Annotated in this window: 13 protein-coding genes and 1 pseudogene; 6 read left to right on the top strand and 8 right to left on the bottom strand. The window is 73.2% G+C overall.

Features of this window, described 5'->3' with window-relative positions:
* Positions 1 to 41: 41 nt before the first annotated feature.
* Together CP976_RS19345 and CP976_RS19340 are read right to left on the bottom strand one after the other, a co-directional pair.
* Positions 42 to 1,418, bottom strand: coding sequence for a pyridoxal phosphate-dependent decarboxylase family protein (locus CP976_RS19345; RefSeq protein ID WP_150481511.1), 1,377 nt, complete (start codon positions 1,416 to 1,418; stop codon positions 42 to 44).
* A gap of 114 nt (positions 1,419 to 1,532) precedes the next feature.
* Positions 1,533 to 2,702, bottom strand: a complete 1,170-nt coding sequence (locus CP976_RS19340; RefSeq protein ID WP_150481510.1) for a thiolase C-terminal domain-containing protein — start codon at positions 2,700 to 2,702, stop codon at positions 1,533 to 1,535.
* A gap of 110 nt (positions 2,703 to 2,812) precedes the next feature.
* On the opposite strand from CP976_RS19340, the gene CP976_RS19335 reads away from it, so the two are divergent.
* Both CP976_RS19335 and CP976_RS19330 read left to right on the top strand, forming a co-directional pair.
* The gene (locus tag CP976_RS19335; protein ID WP_150481509.1) at positions 2,813 to 3,991 is read left to right on the top strand and encodes an acyl-CoA dehydrogenase family protein; all 1,179 of its coding nucleotides are present in this window, start codon (positions 2,813 to 2,815) and stop codon (positions 3,989 to 3,991) included.
* Positions 3,991 to 4,476, top strand: coding sequence for a nitroreductase/quinone reductase family protein (locus CP976_RS19330; protein ID WP_229875748.1), 486 nt, complete (start codon positions 3,991 to 3,993; stop codon positions 4,474 to 4,476). Before CP976_RS19335 ends, CP976_RS19330 begins: the two co-directional genes overlap by 1 nt.
* A gap of 88 nt (positions 4,477 to 4,564) precedes the next feature.
* Here CP976_RS19330 and CP976_RS19325 read toward each other — a convergent pair whose 3' ends face one another.
* Positions 4,565 to 5,200, bottom strand: a complete 636-nt coding sequence (locus tag CP976_RS19325; RefSeq protein ID WP_150485409.1) for a TetR family transcriptional regulator — start codon at positions 5,198 to 5,200, stop codon at positions 4,565 to 4,567.
* A 134-nt stretch (positions 5,201 to 5,334) separates the two neighbouring features.
* On the opposite strand from CP976_RS19325, the gene kbpA reads away from it, so the two are divergent.
* The 3 genes and pseudogenes from kbpA (at position 5,335) to CP976_RS19305 (ending at position 9,344) form a co-directional block, all read left to right on the top strand.
* Positions 5,335 to 6,057, top strand: a complete 723-nt coding sequence (kbpA, locus tag CP976_RS19320) for an AfsK-binding protein KbpA (protein WP_150481508.1) — start codon at positions 5,335 to 5,337, stop codon at positions 6,055 to 6,057.
* A gap of 202 nt (positions 6,058 to 6,259) precedes the next feature.
* Positions 6,260 to 8,640, top strand: a pseudogene (afsK, locus tag CP976_RS19310) (protein serine/threonine kinase AfsK).
* 95 nt (positions 8,641 to 8,735) lie between these two features.
* Entirely contained in the window at positions 8,736 to 9,344 is a 609-nt protein-coding gene (locus tag CP976_RS19305) for a hypothetical protein (protein ID WP_150481507.1), read from the top strand.
* A 23-nt stretch (positions 9,345 to 9,367) separates the two neighbouring features.
* On the opposite strand, the gene CP976_RS19300 is transcribed toward CP976_RS19305, so the two are convergent.
* The 4 genes from CP976_RS19300 to CP976_RS19285 all read right to left on the bottom strand — a co-directional run bounded on the left by CP976_RS19300 (position 9,368) and on the right by CP976_RS19285 (position 12,746).
* The gene (locus tag CP976_RS19300; protein ID WP_150485408.1) at positions 9,368 to 10,318 is read right to left on the bottom strand and encodes an alpha/beta fold hydrolase; all 951 of its coding nucleotides are present in this window, start codon (positions 10,316 to 10,318) and stop codon (positions 9,368 to 9,370) included.
* Positions 10,319 to 10,400: 82 nt separating this feature from the next.
* Complete coding sequence (locus CP976_RS19295; RefSeq protein WP_150481506.1) at positions 10,401 to 11,174, bottom strand: enoyl-CoA hydratase/isomerase family protein; 774 nt, start codon at positions 11,172 to 11,174, stop codon at positions 10,401 to 10,403.
* Positions 11,171 to 11,584, bottom strand: coding sequence for a Zn-ribbon domain-containing OB-fold protein (locus CP976_RS19290; RefSeq protein ID WP_150481505.1), 414 nt, complete (start codon positions 11,582 to 11,584; stop codon positions 11,171 to 11,173). The genes CP976_RS19295 and CP976_RS19290 overlap by 4 nt, the downstream gene beginning before the upstream one ends.
* A 1-nt stretch (position 11,585) precedes the next feature.
* A complete protein-coding gene (locus CP976_RS19285; protein ID WP_150481504.1) occupies positions 11,586 to 12,746 on the bottom strand; it encodes a lipid-transfer protein in 1,161 nt (386 codons plus the stop codon).
* A gap of 96 nt (positions 12,747 to 12,842) precedes the next feature.
* On the opposite strand from CP976_RS19285, the gene CP976_RS19280 reads away from it, so the two are divergent.
* Entirely contained in the window at positions 12,843 to 14,453 is a 1,611-nt protein-coding gene (locus CP976_RS19280; RefSeq protein ID WP_150481503.1) for a FadD3 family acyl-CoA ligase, read from the top strand.
* Here CP976_RS19280 and CP976_RS19275 read toward each other — a convergent pair.
* The gene (locus tag CP976_RS19275) at positions 14,443 to 15,369 is read right to left on the bottom strand and encodes an SMP-30/gluconolactonase/LRE family protein (protein WP_150481502.1); all 927 of its coding nucleotides are present in this window, start codon (positions 15,367 to 15,369) and stop codon (positions 14,443 to 14,445) included. The genes CP976_RS19280 and CP976_RS19275 overlap by 11 nt on opposite strands.
* Positions 15,370 to 15,445: the final 76 nt, after the last annotated feature.

The raw sequence follows: 15,445 nt of genomic DNA, 5'->3' as shown, positions 1-15,445 counted from the left end.
TGGGCTCCACCCCTCCCGGTCATCCGGCCAGGGCCCGGGGATCACGACGCCCGCGCCAGCCGCACGATCGCCGCGATCGACCGGTCGACGTCGGCCTCCGTCGTGGTGTGGCCGGACACCGAGACGCGCATCAGCCGTCGGCCGCGCCAGGTGGTGGCGCCCATCCAGCAGGTGCCGTCGTTCTGGACCGCCCGCACGACGCGGTCGGTGCGGGCGTCGTCGCCGAAGCCGACGAGGACCTGGTTGAGGACCACCTCGTTGACCACCTCGTAGCCCGCCGCGGACAGGCCGTCGGCGAAGCGGCGGGCGAGCAGGCAGCAGCGGTCCACGAGCGCGGCGACGCCGTCACGGCCGAGTTCGCGCAGCGCCGCCCAGGTGGCGAAGCCGCGGGCGTGACGGGAGGACTCGGTGGTGAAGTCGGCGCCACCGGCCGGAGTGCCGTCGGCGCGGGTGAGGTAGGAGGCGGTGTACGACAGGGCGTCGGCGTGGACGGCGGGGCGGGAGCAGAAGGCGTAGCCGCAGTCGTAGGGCACGTTCAGCCACTTGTGGCCGTCGCAGGCCCAGGAGTCGGCCAGCTCGACGCCGTCGACGAGGTGGCGGGTCGCCGGGCTGGCGGCCGCCCACAGGCCGAAGGCGCCGTCGACGTGCACCCAGCCGCCGTGGGCGTGGGTGAGATCGCAGGCCGTACGGAGGTCGTCGCAGGCGCCGGTGTTCACGTTGCCGGCCTGGGTGCACACGATCACCGGCGTGCCCGGGTCGGACGCCAGCACGCGGCGCAGGTCGTCGGTGTCGAGGGCGCCGCGTCCATCGGTGCGGACCGTCTCCAGGCAGTCGGTGCCCAGGCCGAGCAGCCGCAGCGAGCGGTCGACGGTGGCGTGGCGCTCCTCGCCCGCGATCACCCGCAGGCGTGGGGCGCCGCCCAGCCCCCTGCGTCCGACGTCCCAGCCGGCCTCGGTGAGCAGATGCTGCCGGGCCGCCGCGAGCCCCGCGGTGTTGGCCGCCTGTCCGCCGGTGACGAACCCGGTGGACGCGGTGGCGGGGATGCCGAGCAGGTCCTTCAGCCGGCCGCCCGCCGCCTCCTCCGCGGCGAGGGCGGCGGGTGAGAGCGCCGCGTTGAAGGCGTTCTGGTCCCACCCGGCGGCCAGGATCTCCGCGGCGGTGGCCGCGGGCAGCGCCCCGCCGACGACGAACCCGAAGAACCGCGGCCCGGCGGTGGCGACGAGTCCGTCCTCGGCGGCGGCCGCCAACTCGTCGACCACCGTGAGCGGGTCGGCGGGCGAGCGGTTCAGGGGGCGGGAGAACGCGGCGCGCAGGGCCGCGTGGTCGACGGGCCGCGCCACCGGCCGCTCGGGCAGCGAGCGGCGGTAGGCGGCGGCGTGCTCGGCGGCGCGCTGGAAGATCCTGGTCAGCTCGTCCATGGCCGGACCGTAACCACTCGTCCGAGCGATTGGAAACGGCCAAAGGGGGAAAATTGGACTGCCCTCCGATACCGCTCTCGGAAGCAGATGCCCGCGGACGGGGGCCAAGGGGTGTCACACCCCGAGCACCACCGTCCCCGACGAGCAGAACCACCCGCCCGTGCCGGACGCCACCCCCAGCCGCGGCAGCGACCCGTCGCCACGCCTGCGCACCTGCCGTTCCCCGCCCTCCCCCCGCAACTGCCGCACCGCCTCCACCAGCAGGAACAGCCCCCGCATCCCGGGATGCTGAGCCGACAGGCCGCCCCCGTCGGTGTTCACCGGAAGCTCCCCGCCCTCGACCCGCAGCCGGCCCTTCTCCGCGAACGCCCCGCCCTCGCCCTTCCCGCAGAAGCCGAGGTCCTCCAGCGTCACCAGGGTCATGTAGGTGAACGCGTCGTAGATCTCCGCGAAGTCCATCTCGTCCGGCCGTACGCCCGCCCGCTCGAAGGCCAGCCGTCCGCTCACCGCCGCCGGGGACACCGTGAAGTCCGGCCACTCGGACATCGCGGCGTGCGAGACGTGCTCCCCGCTCCCCAGCACCCACACCGGGGACGTGCGGCAGTCCCGTACGTACTCCTCCGCCGCCAGCAGCACCGCCGCCCCGCCGTCGGAACGGACGCAGCAGTGCAGCTTGGTGAAGGGGTCGGCGATCATGGGGCCGACCAGGACCTCGTCCACCGTGACCGGGGTACGGAACATCGCCTCCGGGTTCAGGGCCGCGTTGGCCCGGGCCTGGACCGCCACCTCCGCCAACTGCTCGATCGTCGTGCCGTACTCGATCATGTGGCGGCGGGCCGCCATGGCGTACTTGGCGATCAGGGTGTGACCGTAGGGGACTTCGAACTGGAGGGGGCCGCGCGTGCCGAAGGACAACGTCCCCGTGCGACGGCCCGCTCTGACGTCCGCGCGGGCCGTCGAGCCGTAGGCGAGCAGCACCACGCGCGCGTGCCCGGCCGCGATCGCGTCCGCCGCGTGGGCCGCCATCACCTCCCAGGTGGCGCCGCCGACGGAGGTGGAGTCGACCCAGGTGGGGCGCAGGCCCAGGTACTCGGCGACTTCGACGGGGGCCAGGGTGCCCAGGCCCGCCGAGGCGAAGCCGTCGACCAGCGAGCGGTCCAGGCCCGAATCGGCCAGGGCGCGGCGGGCCGCCTGGGCGTGCAGCGCGTACGGGGTCGCGTCGTCCACGCGGCCGCAGTCCGAGAGGGCCACGCCGACGACGGCCACTTTCCTCCGGGCAACCATGAATCTGACGGTACATCAGATAACGCCCGGCACAACCACGGCAGAGCTCTGGGCATCCCCGGCCCTCCGCCCTAATATGACGCACCGTCAGATGCGGAGGTGGTACCACGATGGACGCCCGCTTCACGGCCGAACAGGACGAGATCCGCCGCACCCTGCGCGAACTGCTCCACAAGCGGTGCGGCCCCGAGGAGCTGCGGGCCGCCGTCGACACCCCGGCCGGGCACGACCCGGCCCTGTGGACCGCCCTCGCCGAACAGCTCGGCCTGCCCGGACTGGCCCTCCCTGAGGGCTACGGCGGTGCCGGCTGCTCGGTCACCGAGCTGGCCCTCGCCTGCGAGGAGACGGGCCGGGCCCTCGCCCCCTCCCCGCTGCTCGCGACGGCCGTACTCACGGCACCGCTGCTGCTCGCCCTGGGCACCGACGCCCAGCGGGCCGACCTGCTCCCGCGGATCGCCTCCGGCGCACTCACCGCGGCCCTCGCGGTACCGGGCCCCGCCCTCGCCACCGCGCTCGGACTCACCGGCCACGACCCGCGCGGGGAGTGGGCCGGCGGCGGGCGGGCCGGGGGCGTGCAGGCCCGGCAGGCCGACGGCGGCTGGCGGCTGTACGGGCAGGTCGACCAGGTCCTCGACGGGCACAGTGCCCGGCTGCTCGTGGTCGCCGCGCACGCCGGCGGGTTCGCCCGCTCCCGCGTCCTGCTCTTCCTCGTGCGCGGTGCCGCGGCCGGTCTCACCCGCGTACGGCGGACCGCGCTGGACGCCACCCGCGCCCAAGCCCGCCTGCAACTCCGTCATGTCGAAGCAGAGTTGCTGGGTCACGGCGGCGATGATGTCCTGGCGGCCCTCGCCCGGCTCGGTGACACCGCCGCCGCCTGTCTCGCCGCCGAGGCCGTCGGCGCCGCCGGCCGGGTGCTGGAGCGAACCGTCGAGTACGTCGGGCAGCGCGTGCAGTTCGGGCGGCCGATCGGCTCCTTCCAGGCGGTGAAGCACCGGCTGGCCGACGTGTACGTCCAGGTGCAGGCGGCCCGCTCGGCCGCGTACTACGCGGCCTGGGCGACCGCCCAGGGGGAGCGGGTGGGCGGCCTCGCCCTCGCGCAGGCGCTTCAGGCCCTGCGCGGTGCCGCCGCCGAGGGGATCCAGTCGCACGGTGGTATCGGTGTCACCTGGGAGCACGACGTGCACCTGTACTTCAAGCGCGCCGCGGGCGACGAGCTGCTGTTCGGGCCGGTCCACCGGCTGCGGGCGCACGCCGCCGACCTGGCGCACGTCCTCGAGGAGGCCGGCTGATGGCGATGGGTGTGCGATGGGTGCAGAAGGTGTCCTCGACGCGGGGCTTCGCGCGGGTGGCGCCGTACGTCCTCCCCGCCCTGGACCGGGGCGTCCACCGGCTCACGCGCGGGAAGGTGCTGCTCAGCGCGCGGTTACTCCCGGGGCTGGTGCTGACCTCGACCGGGGCCAGGAGCGGGCTGCCGCGCCGTACGCCGCTGGCCTGCATGCCGGAGGAGGGCGGGAACAGCTGGATTCTCATGGGGTCCAACTTCGGCCGGACCGGCCACCCCGCCTGGAGTCACAACCTGCTCGCCCGTCCTGATGCCGAGATCAACTGGCAGGGCGAGGACATCGCGGTCACGGCCGCGCTGCTGCGGGGCGAGGAGCGGGCGGCGGTGTGGAAGGCGGTCGTGGAGTTCTGGCCGCCGTACGCCGCGTACCAGCGCCGGGTGGAGCGGGAGATCCGGCTCTTCCGGATCGTGCGCGAGCGCGCGGAGCGGTAGAGCGCAACAGGCGGCGGTCCACTCGGGTGGACCGCCGCCTGCCAGACAGGACTTGGGTGCGGGAAAAGACCGGGGGCGCCGGGCCGGGTTACTTCGTCGGCTTCCTGCCCGTGACGCCCAGGTGGACCAACAGCGCGAGGTTCGGCTTCAGTTCGGCCTGCTTCACGCCCCAGGAGGAGAAACCCTTCTGGTGGGAGGCGACGGCCGCGAGCATCGCGACCAGCGAACCGGCCACGGCCGCCGGGTTCACGTCCTTGTCGACCCTGCCCTTGGCCTGGAGCTCGGCGACGGCGTCCGCGAGGGAGTTGTTCACCGAGTTGAGGATCTTCATCCGGAGTTTGTAGAAGCGCTTGTCGCCCTCGGCGGCGCCGAGATCGACGACCCGGAGGATGGCGTCGTTCTTGCGCCAGAACTCCAGGAACCCGTCGACGAGTTCCTGTGCCGTCTGCCAGCCGGCCTTGCCGGCCCAGGAACGGCCCTGAAGGAGCTCGGTCAACGTGGCGCCCTCGGCCGCCATTTGCTCGGCGATCTCCAGTACGGCGCCCTCGACGTCCGGGAAGTACTGGTAGAAGGTCGCGGGCGAAGTGCCCGCCTTCCGGGCGACATCGATGACCTTGACGTCCCGGTAGGGGGAGGAGCTGAGCATCTCGCTGAGGCAGTCGAGCAGCTTCTGCCGGGTCGCCTGCCCACGCCGGCCGGCCACGCGGCCGTCGACGGTACGCACTTGTCCTGTCATGCCGTCAGCTTACCGAGGCGTGATCGGGGCGCGATTCGGCCGACTGCAAATGGGGTGTAAGGGAGTGCGGGGGCTGGTGTGCCTGGTCTGCGGGGTGCGGCAGTCGCGGTTACGTTGTCGGCATGGCCGAAAACAGGGCATCGGTGTACGCAGAGGGCGTTCCCTGCTGGGTGGACGCGCAGCTTGCCGACGTCGAGGCGGGCAAGCGGTTCTACGGTGAACTTTTCGGGTGGACCTTCGAGGACTGGTTCGGCCCCTTCGCGCAGGCGCTGAAGGACGGTGAACCCGTGGCCGCGCTGGTCCGCAAGATGGACGGCCGGCTGCCCACCGTCTGGACGGTGTACTTCGCGACCCCGGACGCGGCGGCCCTGGCCCGGCGCGTCCGGGCGGCCGGCGGGCAGGTCGTCTCGTCGCCGGTGCCGGCCGGCGAGCTGGGCGTCACCGCGCTCGTCACCGACCCGGAGGGCGCCGTCTTCGCCCTGTGGCAGCCGGCGGAGCACCCCGGCTTCGGCAGGCGGCACGAGCCGGGCACCTTCGCCTGGGCCGAGCTGTACGCGCGGGACACCGAGGCGGCCAACGCCTTCTACGGCGACCTCTTCCAGGAGGCCCTGTTCGGGCCCGACGCCGAGCCCGACTTCGGCCGCGCCCCCGTATCCGACGTGTTCCCGGCCGAGATGCCGCCCCACTTCCTCGTCCACTTCGCCGTCGAGGACGTACCGGCCGCGCTGGAGGACGTCACCCGCCTCGGCGGCCGGATCCAGGCCCCGCCTTTCGACACCTCGTACGGCACGGTCGCCGTCGTCACGGACAATCAGGGGGCGTCCTTCGCGCTGCTGCACCGCTGAGCAGGGCAGATCGGGCAGTGTTTGGTCATTGTTTGACCGCCTGTGTACCGAGACATCCCAATTGTCACCGGGTTCGCAACCAAGGCTCCGGCCAGGAAGAATCGGGGTGCGTGCCGCCATGGCGGTGCGGTGGTGAGACGCTGCACGGGGTCGCGTGGAACATGTGGCTTGGCGCGGCTCGTACGGGGAGGTGGCAGGCAGAGTGGTGGATCAGCTGACGCAGCACGATCCGCGGCGGATCGGGCCGTTCGAGGTGCTGGGACGGCTGGGTGCCGGCGGCATGGGGCTGGTCTATCTCGCGCGCTCGGCGTCCGGCCGGCGCGTGGCGATCAAGACCGTCCGGACGGAGCTGGCCGAGGACCAGCTCTTCCGGGTCCGCTTCACGCGTGAGGTGGAGGCGGCCCGCGCCGTCTCCGGCTTCTACACGGCCGCGGTCGTGGACGCCGACCCGCGCGCCGCCGTCCCGTGGCTGGCCACCGCGTACGTTCCCGCGCCCTCCCTCGAAGAGATAGTGAACGACTGCGGGCCGCTCCCGGCCCAGGCGGTGCGCTGGCTGGCGGCGGGTGTGGCCGAGGCGCTCCAGTCCATCCACGGTGCCGGGCTGGTGCACCGGGACCTCAAGCCGTCGAACGTCCTCGTCGTCGAGGACGGCCCCCGGGTGATCGACTTCGGTATCGCGTCGGGTGTTTCGAACACGCGTTTGACGATGACGAACGTCGCCGTCGGCACGCCCGCCTACATGTCCCCCGAGCAGGCGAAGGACTCCCGCAGCGTCACGGGCGCGAGCGACGTCTTCTCCCTCGGCTCCATGCTGGTCTTCGCCGCGACCGGACACCCGCCCTTCCACGGCGCCAACCCGGTCGAGACCGTCTTCATGCTGCTGCGTGAGGGCCCGGACCTGGAGGGTCTCCCGGACGAGCTGCGTCCGCTCATCGAGTCCTGTATGCAGATGGACCCGACGGCCCGCCCCAACCCGGCCGACCTCCAGGCCCAGCTCGCTCCCCACCTCTTCGGCTCCGGCTCCGACGACAGCGGCACGGCCTCCGCGTGGCTGCCCGAGCGGGCGGTGAGCCTGATCGAGACCCGCCGCAACGGCCGCCCGGCCGGCAAGCCCGCCCCCGTCGGCGGCGGCCGCAGCGGCGGCGGACGCCCCGCCCCGGGGCCCGCCCCCATCCCGCCCCCGCCCTCGCACGACCCCGTCGTACCGGCGCCCGCACCCGCGCCCGTCGGCGGACCCGACACCGGCCCCGTCCGGCTGGCCGGCGCCCAGGTGCCCATCGGCCCGGGCCCGCGCGTCGCCGACGTCCGTGCCGCCGCCGTCAAGGCACCCCCTCCGGAGGCCGCTCTCGCCGCCTCCTGGTCCAAGCCCCGCCCCGGCGTCAACGGCGCGGACCCCGCCGTAGGCCCTGCCGTCACCGCGCCCCCGGCCCCGGCCGCGCCCCCCGAGCAGGCGAGCGGCTGGCGACCCTGGCGCTTCCGCATGTCGAACGACGTCTGGGGCACCCCCTCCGTCGACGGCGACCTCGTCTACGTCACCTCCTTCGAGGTACACGCGCTGGACGTGGCCACCGGCCGCCGCCGCTTCAAGACCCGGGACGTCGCCTGGTCCATGGCGGTCGCGGACGGCCGCATCCACGCCTCCGACGGACCCACGCTGTTCGCCCTCGACGCCCGTGAGGGCGCCGACCTGTGGCGCCTTCAGACGGACGCCTGGGTCTACTCCCTCAAGGCCGGCCGCGGCACGGTCGTCACCGGCACCCGGGGCGGCGGCGTCCGGGCTGGGAGGCCTCGAACGGCCAGAAGCTCTGGGAGGTCACCGGCTGCCAGAGCGACTTCGAGTCCCCCGAGGCCGGACCCGCCCTGCACGACGGCACGGTCTACGTGTGGCAGGACGCCCGGCTGCGCGCCCTGGACGCCCGCACCGGCGACGAGCGCTGGTCTTACCCCATCGGCGACGCGGCCTCCTGCGGCGGCGTCCCGGTCCGGATCGCCCCGGCGACCGACGGCTACGTCTACGTCTGCGCCGGCACCCGCGTCCTCGCCCTCGACGTGGCCGCCGGGCACGTGAAGTGGCACTTCGAGGCCCCGGCCGCGTTCCTCTCCCCGCCCACCTTCGTCCCCGGCCCGGCCGTCACCGGCGGGGGCATCTACCTGGCCGACTACCTCGGCACGGTCTACGCCCTCGACGCCACCGACGGCCGCGACCGCTGGCGCATCGCCACCGAGTCCCGGGCGTCCGTCGACCCCGTCCTGGTCGCCGCCGGCCACGTCCACGTGGGCAGCGGCAAGGGCCTCTACACCCTCGACGCGGTCACCGGCACACCCAAGTGGCGCTTCCAGGCGGGCGGCGACATCGTGGGCGCCCCCTCGGTGGCCGAGGGCCGTATCCACTTCGGCTCCACCGACCACCTGCTCTACACCCTGAAGGCCGACGACGGCCGGCTCCGCTGGAAGCTCGCCACCGGCGGCGAGATCACCGGCTCCCCGGTCGTCCGGGACGGAGTGGTGTACGCGTGCAGCAAGGACCGCTGCGTGTACGCCCTGGACGCGGAGAAGGGCACGGGCACGGCGCGCACCGCGTGACGCGCCCGGGACGTCCGCGTGCCCGATCACTTCGGGCACGCACCGGTCGCCCCGCGGTGACATGACCGTGACAGGTGATCACTAGGCTGTCCGCCATGCGGATACGGGGGCGCAGGCTCAGGTTCACAGCGGTGTCGGTCCTGGTGGTACTGGCACTGACCGGCTTCTCGACGGGCCGGGGCCGCGGCGGCGGCCACGGCGGCCACGGCGGCAGCGGCGGCGGGGGAGGGGGCGGGTGCAGCAGCTCCAGCCAGGACCACGACAGTTCGAGGTCGTCGACGTCGGGCGGCGGCTCGTACGGCTCAGGCGGCTCGGGCGGCTCCTACGGTTCCGACGACGACGATGACCGCGGAACCAGCGGCGGCGGCTCGTACAACCGCAGGCCCCACTACGGCTCCACGCCGACGTCCTCCTCCGGCTCCGGCAAGGCCCTGCGGGACGGCACGGCGAAGCTGGTGACCTGCGCGACCCCCGCCTCCCCCCACGCGACCGTCGAGGTCGGCAACCCCAACGGCCGCAAGGCCACGTTCTCCGTCTCGGTGACCTTCGTAGACGCCCGGGGCATCACCGTCGTCGACCGGTACGCGGACGTCACGGTCCCCGCCCAGGGCAGGGCGACCGTCGAGGTCGAGGTGGGCGCCCCGGGCCTGGTCGACTCGGTCGACCACTGCGAGGTCGACCGCCAGGCCCTCGTCGACGACTGAACGGGACCGGGGCTGCCGGTACTTCAGTCCCGCAGCTCCGTCAGGAAGTCGAGCAGCGCCTCGTTCACCTCGGCCGGCCGCTCCTGCTGCGTCCAGTGGCCGCAGCCCGGCAGCACGAGCGGCTTCCGGCGCAGGCCGGGCATCAACTCGGGCAGCTTCTCGATCAGTTCGGGCGTGCCGGGGAAGGCCGGGACCAGGTCCCGGTCGCCGTACACGTACAGCGCGGGCGGGGACACCACCGCTCCCTGCCACGGTGCGGTCAGCTCCCAGTTGCGGTCCAGGTTGCGGTACCAGTTGAGCGCGCCGGTGAAGCCCCGCGCGTAACTGTCGGTGAGGGCGTCGAGGTCCTCCTCGGTCAGCCACCCGGGCAGCACCTCGGGGTCGGGCGCGTCCGCCAGCCAGCCGCGCTCCGGGTCGACCAGGGCCTGCTCGGGGCGTCCGGCGCCCGGGGCGTCACCGGAGGCGGAGTACAGCAGCTTGCGCAGGGTGGCGCGGGTGTCGGCGGTGAACTCGGCCTCGGCGACCCCGGGCTGCTCGAAGTAGTTCCAGTAGAAGCGACCCTCGAACCGCTCCCGCATGGTCCTGAGCGGCGGCTGCCCGCCACGGAACGGCGGCGGCACGCTCAGCCCCGCCACCCCGCGCACCACGTCCGGCCGCAGCAGCGCGGTGTGCCAGGCCACCGGCGCTCCCCAGTCGTGCCCGACGACGAACGCCCGCTCCTCGCCCAGCGCGTGGACCAGCCCGACCACGTCTCCCACCAGGTGGAGGATGCTGTACGCCTCGACGTCCTCGGGGTGATCGCTGCGCCCGTATCCGCGCTGGTCGGGCGCGACCACCCGGAAACCGGCCTCGGCCAGCGGCCCGAACTGGTGCCGCCAGGAGTGCCAGGACTCCGGGAACCCGTGCAGCAGCACCACGAGCGGGCCCTCGCCCTGCTCCGCGATGTGCAGCCGTATGCCGTTCACGTCGATCATCCGATGCTCAACCACCCGTCGAGCATACGCGTGTATGGGTAAACGATTTTCTGGCGCAACCGGTACGTCCGTGCAACCGGCGTCAACGCCACCGGTACTCCCGCCGCCGCCCCGCGAACAACCGGGCTTGCTCCTCACCCGCCGCGTTCCCGAGCGCGATCAGGTGCGGCGCCTGTGCGACGCCCCGGGACCGCCCCGCCTCACTCGCGGCCCACAGTGCCCGTACGGTCCCCTGCACGGCCTCGGTCGGATACCCGGCGATCACGGCGGCACAGGCACGCGCCGCTCCCAACGCCTCGCCCTCCGCGACGAGTTCCGACACCAGTCCGACCTCGTACGCCCGCCGTGCGGAGATCCGCTCCGCCGTCCCCATCAGCGCCATCCGCGCGACCTCCCCGTAGGGCATGCGCTGCGCCATGAGGACGGACTCGTAGGCGCTGACCATGCCGTAGGTGGTGTGCGGGTCGAAGAAGGCGGCGGTGGTGTCGGCGACCACGAACTCCGCCTCCCCGAGCAGGTAGAAGGCACCCCCGCAGGCCATCCCGCGCACGGCGGCGACGACCGGCTTCCACAGGTCGTTCGCCTTCGGCCCGATGCCGAGCAGCGGGTCGTCCTGCGCGTACGGCGAGCTCGGCTGCGGCACGACGGCGTCCCGGTCGATGCCCGTGCAGAAGGCACGTTCACCGGCGCCGGTGAGGACGACGGCCCGCACGGAGTCGTCGAACCGTACCTCCCGCCAGACCCGGGCGAGTTCTCCCGCCATCTCCAGATCGATCGCGTTGAGCCGGTCCGGCCGGTTCAGGGTGACGACCGCGACCCCGCTGTCCTCGTCGGCGCTCACCAGCACACTGCTCATGACCGCTCCGGAACCCACCGGGGAAGCCCGTCGTCGAAGACGGCCCGCACCCGGGTGCCGATCCGGAGGCGGTCCGTGGCAAGGGAGTTGACCGGCTCGCCGGGCCCGGCGACGAGGTTGCCGACGAGCCGGATGCGCGGCGCCTCGTCGAGCTCGACGACGACCACGTTGTACGGCGCCAGCTCGGCATAGCCGGGCAGCAGCGGCGGGTGCGGGACGACGTACGACCAGACGCGGCCCCGGCCGGACACCCGGCGCCACTCGGCCTCGAAGGACTGGCAGTGCGGGCAGCAGGGCCGGGGCGGGAAGCGGAACTCACCGCAGCCGGCGCAGGCCTGGACGCGGAGCTCGCCCCGGGCTGTGTACTCCCAGAAGGGCGCGCCGTCGGTGTCGGTGACCGGACGCAGCATCTCAACTCCTCAGCAGAAGGGCGGAGGTGGGCACTCCTTCACCCGCCGTGACCAGGCAGGCCGACGCGTCCGGCACCTGCGCGGTGCTGGTCCCGCGCAACTGCTTCACCCCTTCGTTGACGAGGTTGAAGCCGTGCACATAGGCCTCAGACAGTCCGCCCCCGCCGGTGTTCACGGGCAGCGTCCCGCCGATCTCCAGCGCCCCGCCCTCGGTGAACGCCCCGCCCTCGCCCCGCTCGCAGAAGCCGTAGCCCTCCAGGGACAGCAGGACCAGGGGCGTGAAGGCGTCATAGATCTGCGCGACGTCCACGTCCTGGGGCGTCAGGTCGGAGTGCTTCCACAGGTGCCGGGCGGCGGTCCAGGCCGGTCCGGTGAGGGGGTCGTCGTTCCAGTAGTTGACCATGCCGTGGTGCTGGGCGGGGAGCGACTGGGCGGCGGAATGGACGTAGACGGGTTTCCGGCGGCAGTCGCGGGCGCGCTCGGCGGAGACGACGACACAGGCCAGCGCCCCGTCCGTCTCCAGGCAGTTGTCGAAGAGGCACAGGGGCTCGCTGATCCAGCGGGACGTCATGTACATCTCGCGGGTGAGGGGCCGGTCGTACATGATCGCGGCGGGGTTCTGGTTGGCGCGGTTCCGGCAGGCCAGGGCCACGTTGAACAGGTGATCGCGGGTGGCCCCGTACTCGTGCATGTAGCGGCGGGCGAGCATGGCGATCTCGTCGACCGGCCTGAGCAGCCCGAACGGCCGGGTCCACTGGGCCGGGGTCGGCAGCTGGACGGCGGTGCTGGTCCACGGCCGGGGGCCGCTGCCCCGCTTGCGCGACCGCCAGGCGACCCCGACGTTCGCCTGCCCGGTGGCGACGGCGGCGGCGAGATGGGCGACGGTGGCACACGAACCGCCGCCTCCGTAGCCGACCTTGCTGAAGAAGGTGAGGTCCCCGAAGCCGCAGGCCTTCGCCAGCTCGACCTCGTCCGTCTCCTCCATCGTGTAGGAGGCGAGGGCGTCGACCTCGCCGGGCGCGATGCCGGCGTCGTCGAGGGCGGCCAGGACGGCACGGCAGGCGAGGGTGCGCTCGTCCTCGGGGAGCCGCTTGGCGAAGGGCGTCTGGCCTATGCCGACGATGGCGGTGGCGTCCTTGAGGCCGCCCGATCCTGCTGCCATGCTGCCGCACCTCCGGGGCCGAACGGTCGCTGACAGGTCGTCAGGTTACCGATAATCTGACGGGTAGTCAGCTCCTATGCCTTCGGGAGGCGCGCTGTGCGAGCGGATACGGAGTGGGGAAGCATCCCGGGCCTGGTGCGGACGGCGGCCGAGCGGTACGCGGACGCCGAGGCGGTCGTCGAGGGCCGCACCCGGATCACCTACGCGGAGCTGGGCGCCCGCGTGGAGCGCGCGGCGGCGGCCTGCCTGGCGCACGGCATCCGGCCGGGCGACCGGGTCGGCATCTGGGCGCCGAACACCCTCGACTGGATCGTCAGCGCCCTGGGTGCGGTCTCCGCGGGTGCGGTGCTCGTGCCGTTGAACACCCGGTTCAAGGGCGCGGAGGCGGCGGACGTCCTGCGCCGCAGCGGGGCGCGGCTGCTGTTCGTGACGGGCACGTTCCTCGGCACGTCGTACGTGGCGTCGCTGCGCAGAGCGGCGGGGCAGGGCCCGGGCTCCGGACCACTGCCCGGCCTGCCGGCCCTGGAGCAGGTGGTGGTCCTCTCGGAGGACGCCCCGGCGGACTTCCTCACCTGGAAGGACTTCCTCGCGAGCGGAGAGGCGGTCGGGACGGCGCAGGTGCGGGCGAGGGCGGACGCGGTCGACGGCTCCCGGCCCTCGGACCTCATCTTCACCTCGGGCACGACGGGCCGCCCGAAGGGCGCGGTCATCACCCATGCCCAGACGCTGCGGGCGTACGGCATCTGGAGCGACCTGGCGGGCCTGACCCGGGGCGACCGCTACCTCATCGTCAACCCGTTCTTCCACACCTTCGGCTACAAGGCCGGGGTGATCGCCTGCCTGACGCGGGGCGCGACGATGATCCCCCAGCCGGTGTTCAACGTGAACACGGTCCTGGCCAACATCGCGGCGGAACGCGTCTCCGTGCTCCCCGGCCCGCCGACCCTCCTCCAGTCCCTCCTGGACCACCCGGCGCGGGACGCGCACGACCTGTCGGCACTGCGCCTCGTGGTGACGGGAGCGGCGGTGGTGCCGCTGCGACTCGTCGAGCGGCTGCGCGGGGAACTCGGCGTCGGCACGGTCCTGACGGCCTACGGCCTCTCCGAAGCGGGCGGCGTCGTCACGATGTGCCGGCGCGGCGACGACCCGACGGTGATCGCCTCGACGTCGGGCCGCGCGATCCCCGGCACGGAGGTACGGGTTGTGAACTCCCGGGGCGAGCCCCTGGCGCCCGGCACCCCGGGCGAGGTCCTGGTCCGCGGCTTCAACGTCATGACCGGCTACTACGAGGACGAGGCGGCCACCGCCGAGGTGCTGTCCGAGGACGGCTGGCTGCGCACGGGCGACGTCGGCGTCCTGGACGCCGCGGGCAACCTGCGCATCACCGACCGCCTCAAGGACATGTTCATCGTCGGCGGCTTCAACGCCTACCCCGCGGAGATAGAGCAACTCCTGGGCCTGCACCCGGACGTGGCGGACGTGGCGGTGATCGGCGTCCCCGACGCCCGGCTGGGCGAGGTCGGCAGGGCGTACGTCGTGCGGCGGCCGGGCGCTCTCGTGACGGCGGACGACCTGATCGCCTGGTCCCGCAGGGAGATGGCCAACTACAAGGTCCCGAGGACGGTGGAGTTCGTGGCGGAGCTGCCCCGCAACGCGAGCGGAAAGGTCGTCAAGGGGGCGCTGCGGGACGGCCTCCTCAGCGGCTGACCGACGGCAGCGGCGGGGTCCCGGTGACGGACATGACGAGGGAGTAGAGGGTGCTGTCGGCGGCGATGAACATCCGGTTGCGCCGGGCGCCGCCGAACCGGATGTTGGCGACGGTGCCGGGCACCAGGACGCGGCCGAGGAGCGTGCCGTCGGGGTCGTAACAGTGCACGCCGCCGTGCAGGGCGGCGGCCCACAGACGTCCCTCGTCGTCGAACCGGATGTTGTCGAAGTTGCCGTTCCGGCACTCGGCGAAGACATCACCGCCGGACAGGGTGCCGTTCGGCCGGACGTCGAAGACGCGGATGTGGTTGGCCAGGCTGTCCGACACGTACAGCTTGCGCTCGTCGGGGGAGAACACCAGCCCGTTCGGACCCTGGAAGCCCTCGGCGGCCACACGTACCTCGCCGTTGCCGGGGTCCACCCGGTACACGTTCCGGGCGCCGATCTCGCTCTCCGCGCGGTGCCCCTCGTAGTCGGTCGCGATCCCGAACTCGGGATCGGAGAACCACACCGACCCGTCCGACCTCACGACGGCGTCGTTCGGGCTGTTGAGCCGCTTCCCCCGGAACCGCTCGGCGATCACGGTGACCGAGCCGTCGTGCTCGGTCCGGGTCACCCGCCGGTTGCCCTGCTCGCAGGTGATGAGCCGGCCCTGGCCGTCCAGGGTGTTGCCGTTGGGATACCCGGCGGGCGAGCGGAACACCCCGACGGACCCGGTGGTCTCGTCCCACCGCAGCAGCCGGTCGTTCGGGATGTCGCTCCACAGCAGATACCGTCCGGCCGGCACGTACACCGGCCCCTCGGCCCACCGGCACCCCTCGAACAACGTCTCCAGCCGCGAGTCCCCTGCCTGGCACCGGCCGGTGCGGAATCGCTCGTCGAGGGTCTCGTACGTCTGCGGTTGCTCACCGGGCATGGGGACCGCCTTCGGAATCGGGCCGATCGTGATCGTTCCGGACCTACTATCGCGCGCCCGGAGCGGCAGCGCACGC

Source organism: Streptomyces coeruleorubidus (assembly GCF_008705135.1).
In the GTDB taxonomy this organism is placed as follows: domain Bacteria; phylum Actinomycetota; class Actinomycetes; order Streptomycetales; family Streptomycetaceae; genus Streptomyces; species Streptomyces coeruleofuscus.
The sequence above is the reverse complement of the archived record's forward strand: the minus strand, read 5'-3'. Positions and strand labels throughout refer to the sequence as shown.

Excerpts from the sequence above, each read along its gene's own strand:
- CP976_RS19345 (WP_150481511.1), bottom strand. The coding sequence starts at position 1,418 with ATGGACGAGCTGACCAGGATCTTCCAGCGCGCCGCCGAGCACGCCGCC.
- CP976_RS19340 (WP_150481510.1), bottom strand. The coding sequence starts at position 2,702 with ATGGTTGCCCGGAGGAAAGTGGCCGTCGTCGGCGTGGCCCTCTCGGAC.
- CP976_RS19335 (WP_150481509.1), top strand. The coding sequence starts at position 2,813 with ATGGACGCCCGCTTCACGGCCGAACAGGACGAGATCCGCCGCACCCTG.
- CP976_RS19330 (WP_229875748.1), top strand. The coding sequence starts at position 3,991 with ATGGCGATGGGTGTGCGATGGGTGCAGAAGGTGTCCTCGACGCGGGGC.
- kbpA (WP_150481508.1), top strand. The coding sequence starts at position 5,335 with ATGGCCGAAAACAGGGCATCGGTGTACGCAGAGGGCGTTCCCTGCTGG.
- CP976_RS19305 (WP_150481507.1), top strand. The coding sequence starts at position 8,736 with ATGCGGATACGGGGGCGCAGGCTCAGGTTCACAGCGGTGTCGGTCCTG.
- CP976_RS19300 (WP_150485408.1), bottom strand. The coding sequence starts at position 10,318 with ATGATCGACGTGAACGGCATACGGCTGCACATCGCGGAGCAGGGCGAG.
- CP976_RS19295 (WP_150481506.1), bottom strand. The coding sequence starts at position 11,174 with ATGAGCAGTGTGCTGGTGAGCGCCGACGAGGACAGCGGGGTCGCGGTC.
- CP976_RS19290 (WP_150481505.1), bottom strand. The coding sequence starts at position 11,584 with ATGCTGCGTCCGGTCACCGACACCGACGGCGCGCCCTTCTGGGAGTAC.
- CP976_RS19285 (WP_150481504.1), bottom strand. The coding sequence starts at position 12,746 with ATGGCAGCAGGATCGGGCGGCCTCAAGGACGCCACCGCCATCGTCGGC.
- CP976_RS19275 (WP_150481502.1), bottom strand. The coding sequence starts at position 15,369 with ATGCCCGGTGAGCAACCGCAGACGTACGAGACCCTCGACGAGCGATTC.